Here is a 14,223-nt window from a genome sequence, read left to right as displayed (position 1 = left end):
CGCCTGAGAACGCGCATCGGCGTACAGAGCTACTTCTTGCGTCGCTTCAGCTTCTGGCGCCGACGCCGCTCGCTCGGCTTCTCGTAGTGCGTGTGGCGCTTATACTCCTGCAAAATCCCGCTCTGCTCCAGCGCTTTCTTGAAACGCTTGAGCGCGCTGTCAATCGACTCGTTCTGACGAACCTGTATCTGTGCCAACGGTTTGTCGCCTCCTTCACCTGGCAAGTCTCGGTAGACAGCAAGATTCGAGCCTTGCCGCAACCCTCCTGCCAGGTACGCCATGATTCTATCGGATTCTACCTCGAAAAGTCAAGGTTCTCGCAATCGCCCGAATCCGCCTACAGTGTACCCGATATTCGCGCCCTACCTCTAAAGCAAACGGGCATTTAGCATGCGGGTACAATACCTGCGCTATGAAAACCGCCGTTGCCTTGATAGCGTTCGTTGGAATCGCTATTCTCGCGCTGTGGCAACTGTTTTGGCGCAATCATCCGCGCCTCCCACAGGAGGGTCAACCAATGGAAGGCACAATCCACGCGCCCGACTTCCCTGAAGGCTTGCAGTGGCTCAACACGGAACGCCCACTCAGCCTGCGCGAACTGCGCGGCAAGGTCGTGCTGCTCGACTTCTGGACTTACTGTTGCATCAACTGCATGCACATCCTGCCCGACCTGAAGCGGCTGGAACGCAAATACGCCGACACGCTGGTAGTCATCGGCGTCCACTCCGCTAAGTTTTTCACCGAGCAGGAGACGGAGAACATCCGCCAAGCCATCCTACGCTACGAGATTGAACACCCTGTGGTGAACGACAATCAGATGCTTGTGTGGCAGCAATACGCTGTGCGGGCGTGGCCAACGCTCGTGCTGATTGACCCCGAAGGCAAAATCGTCGGCTACCGTTCGGGCGAGGGTATCTACGAGATTTTCGACCGCGCGATTGCGGAGGTGATACGCACTGCGGAAGCGAAAGGCACGCTCAAGCGGGGCGTGCTGAATATGCGACTGGAGCGCGACAAGGAGCCGCGCACCGTGCTGCGCTTCCCAGGCAAAGTGCTGGCAGACGAACGCACGAACCGCCTCTTTATCGCCGATTCGAACCACCACCGCATTCTGGTCGTCTCGCTCAAGGACAACCGTGTGGAGATGGTGATTGGCGCGGGCGCGATGGGCTTTCGCGACGGCGCGTTCGACAAGGCGCAGTTCAACAACCCGCAGGGGATGGCGTATGACCCCGACGCGGACGCGCTCTACATCGCCGACACGGATAACCACGCGATTCGCAAGGCGAACCTGCGCACGCGCACTGTGGAGACGCTCGCAGGCACAGGCGAACAGAGTCGCGCCTATCCCCCACGCCCTGGCAACGGGCGCGAGATTGCGCTCAACTCGCCATGGGACTTGGTGCTGCTGGGCGACACGCTCTACATCGCGATGGCAGGCTCGCATCAACTGTGGCGGCTGAACCTGAAGACGCTGGAGGCGGAACCTCACGCAGGCACGGGACGCGAAGCGTGCATCGACGGGAGCCTGCGCACTTGCGCCCTCGCGCAACCGTCGGGCATCACGACCGACGGCAAGAAACTCTACTTTGCCGACAGCGAGGTGAGCTGCATCCGTGTCGCCGATATTGACCCCGACGGCGTGTTGGAGACGCTCGTCGGCGGCGATTTGTTCGAGTTTGGTGATGTGGATGGCTTCGGACGCGCGGCGCGCCTGCAACACCCGCTCGGTGTCGTTTATGTGGACGGCACACTCTATGTTGCGGATACCTACAATAACAAAATCAAGCGGTTAGACCCCCGCACGCGCAAAATCGAAACCTTTCTCGGCACGGGCGCAGCGGGCGCACGCGACGGCGAGAATCCCACCTTCGACGAGCCAGGCGGCGTTAGCTACGCGCACGGCAAACTCTACATCGCTGACACGAACAACCACCTGATTCGCGTCGCTGACCTGAAGACCCGCCGCGTGGAGACGCTGGTACTAAAAGGGCTGGAGAGCGCGTCTCCGCCCGCGTTGCATCGCGAGCCGCCCAGCCAGACGCTGGAGCCTGTCGCCGTCGGCACAGAGACGCCTACCCTTGCGCTCACCCTCCGCCTGCCACAGGGACATAAGCTGAACCCGCACGCGCAGTCGCAGGCGCGAATCACGGCGGAAGGCGCGACGGTGCAGGGCAAGGCGGAACTTGTTGCGCCGCTGGCGTCGCTGGAGACCCGCTTCCCCGTGCAACTGACCGCCGACCGCGCGACGCTCACGCTCCACCTTCTGCTCTATCACTGTCGCGAGGGGCAGGAGGGGCTATGCTACCTCTACGAAACGCGGCTGACTGTGCCCCTCCAGCGCGGCGGCGAGGCGAATACGATCCCCCTCACGATAACCGTGAGCTTATAGTCAGTGTCGGGCACCTCTTGTTGCAGGCAGGCGTACAGGATGCCGCCCCCCTACTAATAAGTGTCTTTGCGTTGGTTTTTCGATATGCCCCCCCTCCTAACCTCCCCCGTCAACGGGGGAGGAACCGCGCCCCCTCCCCGTTGACGGGGAGGGTCGGGGTGGGGGCTATGTTTAAATCTCACTGCAAAGACACTTACCAATCGCGCATTCAGAATTTACAATCGCCCTTGCTTTTGTAAAGTATGCTTCAGCAATTGGTAAGTGCCTATGCGGTGGATTTTCGACATGCGCAACACTGCGCGTAAGGGGGGCAACCACAGAGGGTTGCCCCTACAAAACGGCGTCTCTGTAGGGGCAGACCCCCGTGTCTGCCCTGTTCGCATGTCGAAATCATATCGCGAAGGCACTTATTAGTGCATAGACACTTCGTAGGAGGGCGGTCGTTGAATATCGAAAATCCACTGCCGCGCCGCGCCAAAGGCGGCAGGAACCCCCTCCTTTTGGACGAACCCTACTCCCCGAAGGAGGGGAACGATGATTGTGACCACACTCGCAGAAGTGCCTGGCTACCGCATCGTGAAAGTGCTGGGCGTTGTGAAAGGGAACACCGTGCGGGCAACGCACCTCGGCAAGGATTTTTTGGCAAGCCTGCGTCAAATTGTCGGCGGCGAGATGAAAGAGTACACCGAGATGCTCTCCAACGCGCGCGCCGAGTCGGAACGGCGCATGCTGGAAGAGGCGGCGCGGCTCGGCGCGAACGCCATCGTGAATGTGCGCTTCGTGTCGGGCAACATCACCGCCAACGCCGCGGAGATTCTGGTCTACGGCACGGCGGTCGTCGTGGAGCCTGAGTCGCAGGGGGGATAGCCGATGCGCCTACAGGGGCAGGTCGCATGGATTACGGGCGCGGCGCAGGGGCTGGGCGAAGCGTTAGCGTACCGCCTCGCGCAGGAAGGTTGCACGGGGCTTGCGCTCAGCGATATTCAGGCAGAAAAACTCGCGGCGGTCGCGCACGCCCTCCAAGCCCAGCACCCTCACTGCCACGCGGTAGCCATCCCCTGCGACATCTGCCGTGAAGAGGCGGTCGTGCGCACCGCCAAGCAAATCGCCCAGCAGTTCGGCAGGCTGGACATCCTCATCGCCAACGCGGGGGTCATCCACTCCGCCGAGCTGACCGAGATGAGCCTCGAGCAGTGGCAGTGGCAGATTGATGTGAACCTCACGGGCTACTTTCTGTGCGCCCGCGAGGCGGCGAAACTGATGAAGCCGCAGGGCAAGGGCGTGATTATCCAGATTAACTCCAAGTCGGGCTTGAAGGGGAGCTACAAAAACTGCGCGTACGCCGCCAGCAAGTTCGGCGGGATCGGCTTGACACAGAGTATCGCGATGGATCTCGCGCCTTATGGCATCCGCGTGAACGCGGTGTGCCCTGGCAACCTGCTCGACTCGCCGATGTGGCAGGGCACGCTGTTCGAGCAGTACGCCCGCAAGTGGGGCTTGCCCGAAGACGCCATCCGCCGCTACTACGAGGCGCAGGTTCCGCTGGGACGCGGCTGCGCCTACGACGATGTGGCGAATCTGGTGGTGTTCCTCGCCTCCGACGAGGCGAGCTACATCACGGGCGAGGCGTACCGCGTCGCAGGGGGGCAGCTGTGAGAAAGGCGTTCTGAAAAAGAAGGGGACAGCCTACACGGCTGCCCCCACGAAGTCTCGATGGAAGGAGAGAGAGAATGCTACTTCCGTCGGCGGCGCAGCCCGATCAGACCCGCCAGCCCGACGCCTAACGCCAGCATCGACGCAGGCTCCGGCACATTCACCGCGACCGTGACCCAGCCGTTCGCACTCTCGCCTGGTCGCAGCGTGAAGCGCCACTGGTAAGCAGAGGTAACATCGATTGGTCCAATCTCTGTCCCCACTGCGGGGGCGTTTGTGAGATTCGTAATCACAGTATCAGTGAGTCCGAGGCGAGTGGATGTCCAAGCTGCTACTTGATATCCGACAAGATTTGCCCCAGAAGCGATGTAGTTGAAGCCATCGAAGTTGCCGGGCGCTACGCCAGGCGTCGTAAGGGGCGAGGTCGTATCCCACTGCTTAATCCAGCCTCCTATCGACCCACCAGGGTTCCAAATATCCACGCGAGCCCTGTCGTTGCTTCCCGCTGTACCCGAAGGACCGACTACATCCAAGTCTATGTAGTTAAAGAAGTTAACCTCGATGTCCCGATCTGAAGTGTTGGTGACTGTCCATCGGACGGACATAATCGCTACGCCAAGGTTCTGGAAGCCCACTGCACCGCTGTTGATGCCGTCGAAGGCGTAGCTCAGGCGGAAGCGCAGGGCGTTCGCCACGCCCGCGACAGGCTCGTCGTAAGTCAGCACACCAAAGGCGTATTGACCAGGCACCGCGCCAGCATAGCTGAGTGCTGGAACGAGGTTGGACAACGCAAACTCGCGCGTGTCTGCAGGTCCGCCAACGAAACTCCCCCTGTACCACCACCAGTGCTGGAACAGGTGGTCAGGAGCAGTGCCGCGCACATAGTTCGCCAGTCCGCCGCCTGTACCAGCCCGCGCGGCAGATGAGAAAGTGTTGTCCACCCGATAAGTCCACCCGCCGTCAACGAGTTGTAAGAAGCCTGGCGCGGTTGTGCCAATCGTGCCTACTTGCGGGAACGCGCTCCCTGCGGCGAGCAGGGCGCCGAAACATACTGTCAGTCGCGTCGATAATCTCATCGTTCTACCTCCTCGATGTGAGTTTGGGGAAGGGCGTCGGTTCTCGCCCTTTCCATGTAATTAAGACTCAAAAATCGCCCAAAAGCGGACAAATGCCCCTTGCATTTCCAATACACACTGGGGTATACTGAGTCTGCGATGCGACGCTGGGCGGTTTGCGTGGCGCAGCTGCTTAGCTTGCTGTGGGCGACGCTGTTCCTCACAGCGAGCTTACTACACCCGCTGACGCATAGCCCGCTGCAGCACGACGGGAGCGACTGTCTCGTGTGCGTGCTGCAAAAGACGCAGGTCGACGCGCCAGAGACGCCTCTCGCCAACTGGCGTCCCGCTCAAACGGTGGGCGAACCCGTCCTACTCCCCTCCGAATCGGTCGCCCTATCCCTCTCTATAACCTCTCTTCCTCTGGTTCCTCGTGCGCCTCCTGCCTAAATCCGCCTTCTGAAATTCCCTTAATCTAACAAAAATCTAACAAAACGCGCTACTGTGCGCGTGCCGTTTGGCTATCTTACGAACGCCTTTTCAGGCGTGTCAGGAGGTTCGAGCGATGAGGAACGCTATCGTCACACTATCGGTTTTAATGATTATCTCGCTGGGATGGGCGCAGCATGACGACGACCTGCTGTTTGGCAGGGACGGCAATCGGGTGGAGGTACTCCAGCCGCAGCCGCACCCGATTCGGCAGATGTCGAGCGTGCTGGGACGCTTCATCTTGGATGTCGGGCTGGACTTTTACTTCGATTACGATACGGGGCAACCGCACCTGCAGTTCTGCCGTGTGCAGCAGGTGTGGATTACCCCAGGACTGGTCGGCTCGAAGTCGGGCTTCGGCAACCGTTTCTGCGCGTCGGGTTGCGCGAACTTCTTCGACCTCCCGACAGGCGGCACGCCGCATCACCATTTTATCTTCGCGGCGAGCGCGCCGGGCGTCTATGTGTGGGATGTGCGGGGCATAAACGCCATCGCGTGGGACGGCACAGCCCTGCAGGATATGCCCTACGCCTACCGCGTCTACATGGTGGCGGGCAACCCGCTGCGCCTGTTTGGGAGCGTTGCGCCCGCGGCGGGCTATCAGGGCGACCTGTACGGGCTGATGTTGACCGTGCAACTGCGCCGTGGCGGGGCGACTGTCGCCGAAGCGAGCCTGCCCCCCAACCCAACGGCAATCCACCCCTACATGGTGGGCTTCAACCAGCCCGCGGGAAGCTACACGGTCGTCGCCAAGCTGAGCAAGCACCTCTCGCGGCGCATCGATAACCTGTCGCTGAGCGGCAACCACACCCACAACTGGAGCTTCACGACGCTGGGCGACCTGAACAACGACGACCGCATCGACGACGCCGACTTGCTCATCGTGCTGTTCGCGTTCGGTTCGAGCAGTTCTGAATCGGATGTGAACGGCGACGGTATCGTCGATGACGCGGACCTACTCATCATCCTGTTCAACTTCGGCGCTGTCGGGGAGGGCGCCCAATAAATGTCCCCGAAAGGAGGACACACCATGAAACGCTGGATGACATTCGGACTGACAATCGCGCTAAGCGCGCTGTTGAGCGTATCGTTTGCACAGCATGACCACGACCACGAAGGCGACATCCATCTGGGCTTGATGGATGGCGCCGCCGCCGTGATTGAACCTGAAGAGCTGGCGATGCCGCCCTACCGCATCCGCTACACGCTGGAAGAGCTGCTGCCAGGGCTGTTCGGCGTCGATGTCGGCTGGGATTTCCACACCGAAGAGGGCGACGACCACCCGCAACTACGGCGCGTGACGATTCAACAGGTGTTTATCTCGCCGCGCTTGGTAGGCGTCATCGAGGGTCAGGAGGACCCCATCTTCGGCGCGGGCTTGCCGGGCACTTGGACGCTGATCTACGACCCGAACGACCCCGACGCGGTACACCAGCACATCATCTTCGCGACCGACTTCCTGCCCAGCGAGGACAACCCGCTGATTTTCCAGTTCCGCTTGGTGGAGGCGGTCGCGTGGGATGGCACGGCGCTGAATGACTCGGTGGTCTACACGCTGGAGTTCGTGCCAGAGCCTGCGAGCCTGCTGGCGCTGGGCGCGGGTCTGGCGGGGCTGGTCGCGCTGCGCCGCCGAGGAGGCAAGCGATGAAGGTCGCCTATGTGTTTATCACGCCGCGCGCCGCGACCTACAAGCTGGGGCAGATGATACTGCCCCAGCTGGAAGTGGGTGTGCACGGCGTGGAGGTCGTCGGGATGTTCTTCTTCGACGATAACGCCTTCGTACTGCGCAAAGGCGACCCGATTGGCGAGCGCGTGGCGAAGATTGCGAAGGAGAAGGGCATCCTGCTGATGATTTGCGACGCCTGCGCGCTGGAGCGCAACTTAGCCAAGGGCGAGCTGCGCTGGTGCAACCCCGACGGCACAGGGCGCACCACTCCAGGCGACTGCGTGCCCTACAATACCGTCGAGGGCGTGCAGGTGGGCTGCTTCCCCGACCTCTACGCCGCGCTGGCGGGCAACCCACCCGACCAAGTCATCTCGCTATAGCACGAGGGTAAGGATGGAGCAACTTGTGCGTGTTGTGCCATCAACCTCAGAGCGGGAGAGGGGAAGGGCGAACAGCCGTTCGCCCCTACACCCCTCTCCCACCTTGTGGGAGAGGGGCTGGGGGTGAGGGCAAAAATATCTCAGAGGTGACCCTATGCAACGCAACGGCTTCACACTGATTGAACTGCTGGTCGTAATCGCGATTATCGCGATCTTAGCGGCGATTCTGTTTCCTGTGTTTGTGCAGGCGCGGGAGAAGGCGCGGCAGACGCAGTGTCTCAGCAACATGCGTCAGATGGGGCTTGCCGTGCAGATGTACCTGCAGGACTTCGACGAGCGGTTCCCGCTCGACAGCCACACAGGGTCAGGCGCGTACTGGACTTGGCTGTTCACGCTGGAGCCGTACACCAAGACGCGCCTGCTGTACCGCTGCCCCAGCGACCCCAGCACGAACTGGGAGCGACCGCGCCCAGGACAGCGCACGCCGCGCCGCGTCTCGTATGGCACGAACTTCTGGATGCTGCCCCCGCTGTGGGGCGAGCAGGACTGCCTGGGCTACAACAGCCTCGCCTCCATCGTCTCGCCTGCCAGCACTATCTACATCGCCGAGGTCAAAGAGAACACGACCATTGACCACTACCACCCAGGCGCGTGGCGGTTCCCGAACGAGTGCAGCAGTGTCTACTATGTGGAGCCGCACCGCGAGTTAGCGATGACCTGGCACAGCGGCGGGGCGAACTACACCTATGTGGACGGGCACGCGCGATGGCATCGCTTCGAGCAGACTTGGACACCCGACGGCGCGATAGACCGCTACGACCCACGCCGTTAACTTGTAGGGGCAGCTCTGCGTGGCTGCCCGTTGACGGAACAGCCCTGTGTGGCTGCCCGTCGTCGGAACAGCCCAATCATTAGGCGAACGGTGCGCACAGCGGGTCGCCGACCACGAGGTCTTTCCACAGAATGAACGGGCTGGCAGCCCACAGGCTCTCGGCAATCGTGCGCCCGCGCGTGTAAAGGTCGAACATTACCTCCGCGCGACACAGCGCCGCTGTGTACGGCTCCGACACATAGCCCTTCACGCCCGTCGCCCCCTGCGCAATCAGGTCAGCAATCAGCGACTGCCCCTTGTCCGTGAAACGAAAAGTGCGCGCGCTGGTGGAGACGGCGGTCTCGGCAATTGAACCCGGACGGAAGCGCAGACTGCGATAACTCAGCACATTGAACTTATGGTCGTTGCTGCCCCACGAGTAGTAGCCTATGATGTCGCGCACGGCGCCCACGAACGCCTCGTCCTCGTCCAAAATCACCTCGAAGCCGCGCGACTTGAGGAGTTTGGCGGCGGCACGCATGCTCTCGTTGATGGTGCGGTAGCCGCCGCTGTTGCGCTTGGGGTCTAAGTCCAGCACAAACACGCCGTTCGCACGCTTGGCTTTCAGCGCGTTGTCGATAAGGTCGCGAATGTGCTGCATCGTGTAGCCGTCCAAGCGTGTCGCCAAGTAGAAGCCATATTTGCGTCGGCTGAACCGCTCGTTTTTGCCGAAGTAGGGGTTCAGGTTCGCCTCCGTCGGCTGTGTGTTGAACGGTCGCTTGAGCGGGGCGCACATCAGCGCACCGTCCACCGAGAAGCCGCCCTCGCGAATGCGCAACGGCACTCCGCGCGTCAGCACCAAGTAGTCGACGCTCAACTCTAACCCGCGCTGACGCAGCAACTCCATCACGGGCTTCTCAATCGTGTCCCGATACTCCACCAACGGCACTTCCTCTTGGGGCACGCAGTTAATCGTGAAGAGATGCGTGCTGGGCAACTTGCGCTTCTCGGCGTAATACTGCGCAATAGAGACCGAGTCGGGACTGCGCCGTGTGGCAATCACCACCACATTGCTTGCCCGCTGCATACCCACAGTATACCCCCATCGGGTATACTCTTAGCCATGCTAAATATCGGCGCAGGAGACCAACCATGCCAACCGTGACGCGCGAGCAGATTTTGGACGCCTTGAGGAACATCGTCGACCCCGATTTGCACCGCGATATTGTCTCGCTGGGGTTTGTGAAGGAGGTCGCGGTCTGCGACGGCGCGGTCAAGACGGTGATTGAACTCACCACGCCCGCCTGCCCTGTGAAAGACCAGATGAAGGCGGAGGCGGAGCGGCTAATTGCGCAACTGCCAGGCGTGTCGGCGGTGCATGTCGAGATGACGGCGCAGGTGCGCGGGCGCAGCCTTGACCCCGAAGACATTTTGCCCGAAGTCAAGCATGTGATTGCGATTGCCAGCGGTAAGGGTGGGGTCGGCAAGTCCACCGTGTCGGTCAACTTAGCGGTTGCGTTGGCGCAGTCGGGCGCGCGCGTGGGGCTGCTCGACGCCGACATCTACGGTCCCAGCCTCCCCAAAATGATGGGCTGTCAGGGCGAGCATCCGCTGGTGGAGTCAGGGCAGATTATCCCGATACGCCGCTATGGGGTGTCGGTGATGTCCATCGGCTTCCTGCTGGAAGAGGAGCAGGCGGCGATGTGGCGCGGTCCGATTGTGGCGGGCACGGTGCGCCAGTTGTTTGTGGATGTGCGCTGGGGCGCGCTCGACTACTTGCTGGTAGACCTGCCGCCGGGCACAGGCGACGCGCCGATGACCACCGCGCAGCTCGTGCCGCTAACAGGTGTCGTGATTGTGATGACGCCGCAAGCGGTCGCCGCGTCGATTGCGGGCAAGTCGGTCGCGCTGTTTCGGCGGCTCAACGCGCCGATTTTAGGCGTGGTGGAGAACATGGCGGAGTTTGTGTGCCCCTGTTGCGGCACGCGCACGGCGATTTTCCCTGGTCCGGGCGCGCGCGCCTTCGCCGAGAGGTTGCATGTGCCGTTTCTGGGGTCGGTGCCGTTAGACCCTGCGGTTAGCGTCGCCAGCGACGCAGGTCAGCCAGCCGTGATTGCCGCGCCCGACTCGGCGCAGGCGCAGGCGTTCCGCGAGATCGCGGGCAAACTCGCCGCGCAGGTCAGCGTCGCGAGCATGGCAGGCTAAAGCCTATCGTCGTGTTGATGTGTATACACCCCCACAGGATGCCCGTACAGTTCCTCCAGCAGGGGCATCTGCAGCACCTCGTCGGGCGCGCCCGTGCAAATCAGGCGGTGGTGGATGCAGACCACGCGCATGGCGTAGCGGCTGACCACGCTTAGGTCGTGCGAGACAATGAGAATCCCCATCCCCTGCTCGGCGCGCAGCCGCTCGATGAGTTCGTAGAACTGCACGCGCACGCCGACATCGATGCCTGTGGCGGGTTCGTCGAGCAGGAGCAGTTTCGGTTGCTGCGCGAGCGCGGCGGCGATGATGACGCGCTGCAGTTCGCCACCCGAGAGCGTGCGGATGGGCTTGTCCAGCAGGTGGGCGGCGTCCACCGCCGCCAGCACGCCTTGCATCGCCGCGCGGTTGTGGAACTGCTCGCCCAGCATCGCCCACAGCAACTCGCGCGTGAGCAGCGGTAAGGTGTGGTCGAACTGCAACGCTTGGGGCACATAGCCAATCTGCTGGCGGTCGGCGCGGGTGAGCCGCTCAGGCGGTTTGCCCAGCACATACACGCGCCCCTGGTAGGGTAGTAGCCCCAGAAACACGCGCAGCAGCGTCGTCTTGCCCGCGCCGTTGGGACCAATCAGTGCGACCGTCTCGCCCGCATCTACTTGGAGCGAGACGCGCTCCAGCACCGCCCGCCCACCCAGCACAACCGACACATCGGCGGCGTCGATGAGCGCCATACGCCCTCACTTGCGCTTCGGCGACTCGTACATCGCGAAGGCGTTATGGTTATGAATCGACTCGATCGATTCGCACTCTACGCGGAACCAGCTTAGCTCCTCGCGTTCGGTCAGCCGCAGGGCTAACTCCCGCGCGACATCTTCCACAAAGCGCGGGTTCTCGTAGCTTGATTCCGTCACGAACTTTTCGTCGGGGCGTTTCAGCACGGGGTAGACGAGCGAGCTGGCGGATTCTTGAACCAGTGGCAGGTACTCATCGGGCAGGCGTGAGAGGTTGTCCTTCGTCTGCAGCCAAATGCGCACCAACGCGCGCTGATTGTGCGCCCCGTACTCCGAAATCGCCTTACTGCACGGGCAGAGCGTCATCGTAGGGAACTCGAACACGCTGATGGCATACGACGCGCCGTTGCTCAGCCAGCAGTTCCACTCCACTTCCACATCGAGCCAGCCGGGCGTCCTTGTGATGGGCGCTGCCAGTTGCAGGAAGTAGGGGAACTGCATCTTCAGTTGCGCCGAGCGGCTACTCATGCGGTCGCGCGCGCGCCTCAGCAAGGTTTTCACATCTTCGGGCGTGCGCGGCTTGGACGCCCATTCATACAGAGCTTCCACCAGTCGGCTCATGTGCGCGCCGCGCTGCTCAGCGTCTATGTCCACACTTAAATCGGTGACGGCGATTACTTGCTGCACAGTCTTGAGTGGAGTGTGCAGTAGGACGGGCAGCCGCAGCCCGCGAATGCCCACCGCATGCAGCTCGACTCCGCGCGAGTCGGGCTCTGCAGCAACATCGGGAAGCAATACATTCATTTTCATACCTGCAGAATCATACCCTATCGGCGCGGCTGTTTCAAAAACGGTCTTGGCAGGAGCGGCGCGACCCGCGTCGAATCGCGACGCTATGTTCGGACAGCGGAGGCAACGGAACCCCTACGCGCCGTTTCGGATGGGCGTGCAGAGCTACTCGATGCGCAAGATGGGGCTGGAGGCGATGCTTCAGGCGACTCGCGCGCTGGGGCTGGACGCTATCGAGGCGTTCATGGCGCACCTGCCGTACTTTGGCTCGCGCGAGCAGTGGGACGCTCTCAAGCGTACGGTCGCCCAGTCGGGCGTAGAGGTGCTGGCGTATGGCGTGGTGAGCTTCGGCGCGGATGAGAAAGCTGCCCGCACAATCTTCGAGTTCGCGAAGGCGATGGGCATCCCCGTAATCACCGCCGACCCCGCACCCGAAAGCTTCGCCTACTTAGCGCGCCTGTGCCAAGAGTACCGCATCCGCGTCGCGATTCACAATCACGGACCCAACACGCGCTACGATACCATTCGCACGGTGGAGGACGCCATGCGGGGGCAGCCCGACTGGATTGGCGCGTGCATCGACACAGCGCACTTCCTACGGTCGGGTGAAGACCCTGTCGAGGCGGCGCGGCGGCTCGGCAAGCGCGTGCATGCCGTTCACCTCAAGGATGTGAAAGACCGCACACGCTACACGCTGCTGGGCGAGGGCGACTTGGACCTGGTGGGCTTTTTGCGTGCGCTACGGCGGACGGACTTCAAGGGCTGCCTCGCGCTGGAATATGAGGAGAAGCCCGACGACCCGCTGCCCGACCTGCGCGCGTGCCTGCAGGCGATCCAGAGCGCGCTGCGGAAGGTATAGGTCGCCTCACTCCTCAAACTCGGCGACTCGTTGGCGGATACGCGCCTCTACCTGCTTGCGCCATGCGGCGACCAGCCGATCGTTGGGATACTCGCGGCTGGCGCGTTCCAAGCAGCGCAGGGCGTCCGTGTAGCGGTCATTTTCGTAAAAGACCGCCGCGCTTAGCAGGGGGTATCGCTCAGCGTTCTCGCGCGCCCAGCGCAACGCCCGCTGCTGCTCCGTGCTTAGCACATAAAAGTTGCGTTGGAACACGCGAGACCGCCCTTCTTGTTCCACGACAATTGTCAGCGTGTATTCGCCAGGGCGGAGTGGCTGCTCGAAGGCAAGCCGCGTCTGCCCGACCTCCAGAGCGACATCCACAACAGGCTCGGCGCGATTGGCTTGGATCAAGCGCACGCGATAGCCCTTGGCATTGTCTACGGGCGTCCATTCGAAGACAACAACGCCTGGTTCAATCGCGCTGTTGGACTCTATATCGGGTGTGCGTAGGCGCAGCCATGGCGTCTGGGATTGCTCGTCTGAGCGCAGCGTGAGTTGTGCGACGGACTGCTGGAGCCACTCCACCGCGCTTGCGACAAACGGCGGCGACTGGCGTGCGCGGCGGAGCTCCTCTTGTGCGCTGGGCGGCAGCGCGGCGGGCGCTGACAGGCGCGGGTCGGCAATTCGCGGCTGGGCGTCGCTCGTTGGAGCCTCTCCAGCAGGCGGCACTGCGTCGAGCGTGGCGGCGATAACGGATGGCTCGCCGACATTCTGAGGCACGCGGGTTTGCCACAGCACGAAGGCAAGCATGATAGCTACTGCGCTCACTACTGGGGCAAGCGTCAGTGCCATGGGAAAGCGTAGTCGCCTAAGCCAACGCACGAGGCTAGGACGCTGCGCCTCGATAATCCGGCGCGCCTGCAGATAGCTGCGTCGACACGCTGGGCACGAAATGATGTGCGCCATGTGCGCATAGTAGCCTTGCGCACGCCGTCCCCGACGCGCTAACTCCACGACCTGTTCGAAATCTAAGCATACCCCTGATGGAGCATGTCGCAGCCGTCGCGACAGCTTCCGCTCCAGCGGCGTATGCGCCTGCCTGCCCTCATGCATCTTGTTCCTCATAACTCGTATCCTCTTGCGGGATTTCGGTAGGTTCCCGCACTCGACCGCTCTGCTGTCTATTATACAGTCTGCGACTGCCCGTTCGTGACGGG

General features: G+C 62.1%; 15 protein-coding genes. 9 read left to right on the top strand and 6 right to left on the bottom strand.

Translation table 11 applies throughout. The features are described 5' to 3' along the window. Positions 1-29 precede the first annotated feature (29 nt). On the bottom strand, positions 30-197 hold the full coding sequence (gene rpsU, locus NW848_RS13690) for a 30S ribosomal protein S21 (protein WP_414511297.1): 168 nt from the start codon (positions 195-197) through the stop codon (positions 30-32). A gap of 320 nt (positions 198-517) precedes the next feature. On the opposite strand from rpsU, the gene NW848_RS13685 reads away from it, so the two are divergent. The 3 genes from NW848_RS13685 to srlD all read left to right on the top strand — a co-directional run bounded on the left by NW848_RS13685 (position 518) and on the right by srlD (position 4,048). Next, the gene (locus NW848_RS13685; protein ID WP_414511296.1) at positions 518-2,392 is read left to right on the top strand and encodes a thioredoxin-like domain-containing protein; all 1,875 of its coding nucleotides are present in this window, start codon (positions 518-520) and stop codon (positions 2,390-2,392) included. Positions 2,393-2,926: 534 nt separating this feature from the next. Then, the gene (locus NW848_RS13680; RefSeq protein ID WP_414511295.1) at positions 2,927-3,259 is read left to right on the top strand and encodes a YbjQ family protein; all 333 of its coding nucleotides are present in this window, start codon (positions 2,927-2,929) and stop codon (positions 3,257-3,259) included. A 3-nt stretch (positions 3,260-3,262) separates the two neighbouring features. Continuing rightward, a complete protein-coding gene (gene srlD, locus NW848_RS13675) occupies positions 3,263-4,048 on the top strand; it encodes a sorbitol-6-phosphate dehydrogenase (protein WP_414511294.1) in 786 nt (261 codons plus the stop codon). 77 nt (positions 4,049-4,125) lie between these two features. Here the strand turns inward: srlD and NW848_RS13670 are convergent, their stop codons facing one another. Beyond that, positions 4,126-5,121 (bottom strand): PEP-CTERM sorting domain-containing protein, encoded by a 996-nt coding sequence (locus NW848_RS13670; RefSeq protein ID WP_414511293.1) that lies wholly within the window; start codon positions 5,119-5,121, stop codon positions 4,126-4,128. A gap of 544 nt (positions 5,122-5,665) precedes the next feature. Here NW848_RS13670 and NW848_RS13665 point away from each other — a divergent pair. The 4 genes from NW848_RS13665 to NW848_RS13650 all read left to right on the top strand — a co-directional run bounded on the left by NW848_RS13665 (position 5,666) and on the right by NW848_RS13650 (position 8,467). Then, the gene (locus tag NW848_RS13665) at positions 5,666-6,595 is read left to right on the top strand and encodes a hypothetical protein (protein WP_414511292.1); all 930 of its coding nucleotides are present in this window, start codon (positions 5,666-5,668) and stop codon (positions 6,593-6,595) included. A gap of 24 nt (positions 6,596-6,619) precedes the next feature. Beyond that, on the top strand, positions 6,620-7,237 hold the full coding sequence (locus NW848_RS13660; protein WP_414511291.1) for a PEP-CTERM sorting domain-containing protein: 618 nt from the start codon (positions 6,620-6,622) through the stop codon (positions 7,235-7,237). Next, positions 7,234-7,635 carry a SaoD/DsrE family protein gene (locus tag NW848_RS13655; RefSeq protein WP_414511290.1) on the top strand — a complete coding sequence of 134 codons (402 nt, stop codon included), beginning with the start codon at positions 7,234-7,236 and terminating at the stop codon, positions 7,633-7,635. Before NW848_RS13660 ends, NW848_RS13655 begins: the two co-directional genes overlap by 4 nt. Positions 7,636-7,789: 154 nt before the next feature. Then, positions 7,790-8,467 carry a DUF1559 domain-containing protein gene (locus NW848_RS13650; RefSeq protein ID WP_414511289.1) on the top strand — a complete coding sequence of 226 codons (678 nt, stop codon included), beginning with the start codon at positions 7,790-7,792 and terminating at the stop codon, positions 8,465-8,467. Between the two features lie 79 nt (positions 8,468-8,546). On the opposite strand, the gene NW848_RS13645 is transcribed toward NW848_RS13650, so the two are convergent. Beyond that, positions 8,547-9,533, bottom strand: coding sequence for a TIGR03790 family protein (locus tag NW848_RS13645; protein ID WP_414511288.1), 987 nt, complete (start codon positions 9,531-9,533; stop codon positions 8,547-8,549). A gap of 65 nt (positions 9,534-9,598) precedes the next feature. Here NW848_RS13645 and NW848_RS13640 point away from each other — a divergent pair, with 65 nt between their 5' ends. After that, entirely contained in the window at positions 9,599-10,651 is a 1,053-nt protein-coding gene (locus NW848_RS13640; protein ID WP_414511287.1) for an Mrp/NBP35 family ATP-binding protein, read from the top strand. Here the strand turns inward: NW848_RS13640 and NW848_RS13635 are convergent. Further along, a complete protein-coding gene (locus NW848_RS13635; protein WP_414511286.1) occupies positions 10,648-11,379 on the bottom strand; it encodes a metal ABC transporter ATP-binding protein in 732 nt (243 codons plus the stop codon). The genes NW848_RS13640 and NW848_RS13635 overlap by 4 nt on opposite strands. Before the next feature lie 6 nt (positions 11,380-11,385). Continuing rightward, positions 11,386-12,183 (bottom strand): GTP cyclohydrolase FolE2, encoded by a 798-nt coding sequence (gene folE2, locus NW848_RS13630; RefSeq protein ID WP_414511285.1) that lies wholly within the window; start codon positions 12,181-12,183, stop codon positions 11,386-11,388. 91 nt (positions 12,184-12,274) lie between these two features. Between folE2 and NW848_RS13625 the strand changes: the two genes are divergently transcribed. Further along, positions 12,275-13,027 carry a sugar phosphate isomerase/epimerase family protein gene (locus NW848_RS13625; protein ID WP_414511284.1) on the top strand — a complete coding sequence of 251 codons (753 nt, stop codon included), beginning with the start codon at positions 12,275-12,277 and terminating at the stop codon, positions 13,025-13,027. 6 nt (positions 13,028-13,033) lie between these two features. Here NW848_RS13625 and NW848_RS13620 read toward each other — a convergent pair whose 3' ends face one another. Further along, positions 13,034-14,131, bottom strand: coding sequence for a hypothetical protein (locus NW848_RS13620; protein ID WP_414511283.1), 1,098 nt, complete (start codon positions 14,129-14,131; stop codon positions 13,034-13,036). Between the last annotated feature and the right edge of the window lie 92 nt (positions 14,132-14,223).

This window comes from Synechococcus sp. RC10A2 (assembly GCF_047502605.1).
Note: the sequence above shows the minus strand (reverse complement) of the source record. Positions and strands in the feature narration are given on the sequence as shown.

Bases quoted from the DNA above. Each gene is read 5' to 3' on its own strand.
- NW848_RS13685 (WP_414511296.1), top strand. From the start codon at position 518: ATGGAAGGCACAATCCACGCGCCCGACTTCCCTGAAGGCTTGCAGTGG.
- NW848_RS13680 (WP_414511295.1), top strand. From the start codon at position 2,927: ATGATTGTGACCACACTCGCAGAAGTGCCTGGCTACCGCATCGTGAAA.
- srlD (WP_414511294.1), top strand. From the start codon at position 3,263: ATGCGCCTACAGGGGCAGGTCGCATGGATTACGGGCGCGGCGCAGGGG.
- NW848_RS13670 (WP_414511293.1), bottom strand. From the start codon at position 5,121: ATGAGATTATCGACGCGACTGACAGTATGTTTCGGCGCCCTGCTCGCC.
- NW848_RS13665 (WP_414511292.1), top strand. From the start codon at position 5,666: ATGAGGAACGCTATCGTCACACTATCGGTTTTAATGATTATCTCGCTG.
- NW848_RS13660 (WP_414511291.1), top strand. From the start codon at position 6,620: ATGAAACGCTGGATGACATTCGGACTGACAATCGCGCTAAGCGCGCTG.
- NW848_RS13655 (WP_414511290.1), top strand. From the start codon at position 7,234: ATGAAGGTCGCCTATGTGTTTATCACGCCGCGCGCCGCGACCTACAAG.
- NW848_RS13650 (WP_414511289.1), top strand. From the start codon at position 7,790: ATGCAACGCAACGGCTTCACACTGATTGAACTGCTGGTCGTAATCGCG.
- NW848_RS13645 (WP_414511288.1), bottom strand. From the start codon at position 9,533: ATGCAGCGGGCAAGCAATGTGGTGGTGATTGCCACACGGCGCAGTCCC.
- NW848_RS13640 (WP_414511287.1), top strand. From the start codon at position 9,599: ATGCCAACCGTGACGCGCGAGCAGATTTTGGACGCCTTGAGGAACATC.
- NW848_RS13635 (WP_414511286.1), bottom strand. From the start codon at position 11,379: ATGGCGCTCATCGACGCCGCCGATGTGTCGGTTGTGCTGGGTGGGCGG.
- folE2 (WP_414511285.1), bottom strand. From the start codon at position 12,183: ATGAATGTATTGCTTCCCGATGTTGCTGCAGAGCCCGACTCGCGCGGA.
- NW848_RS13625 (WP_414511284.1), top strand. From the start codon at position 12,275: ATGTTCGGACAGCGGAGGCAACGGAACCCCTACGCGCCGTTTCGGATG.
- NW848_RS13620 (WP_414511283.1), bottom strand. From the start codon at position 14,131: ATGAGGAACAAGATGCATGAGGGCAGGCAGGCGCATACGCCGCTGGAG.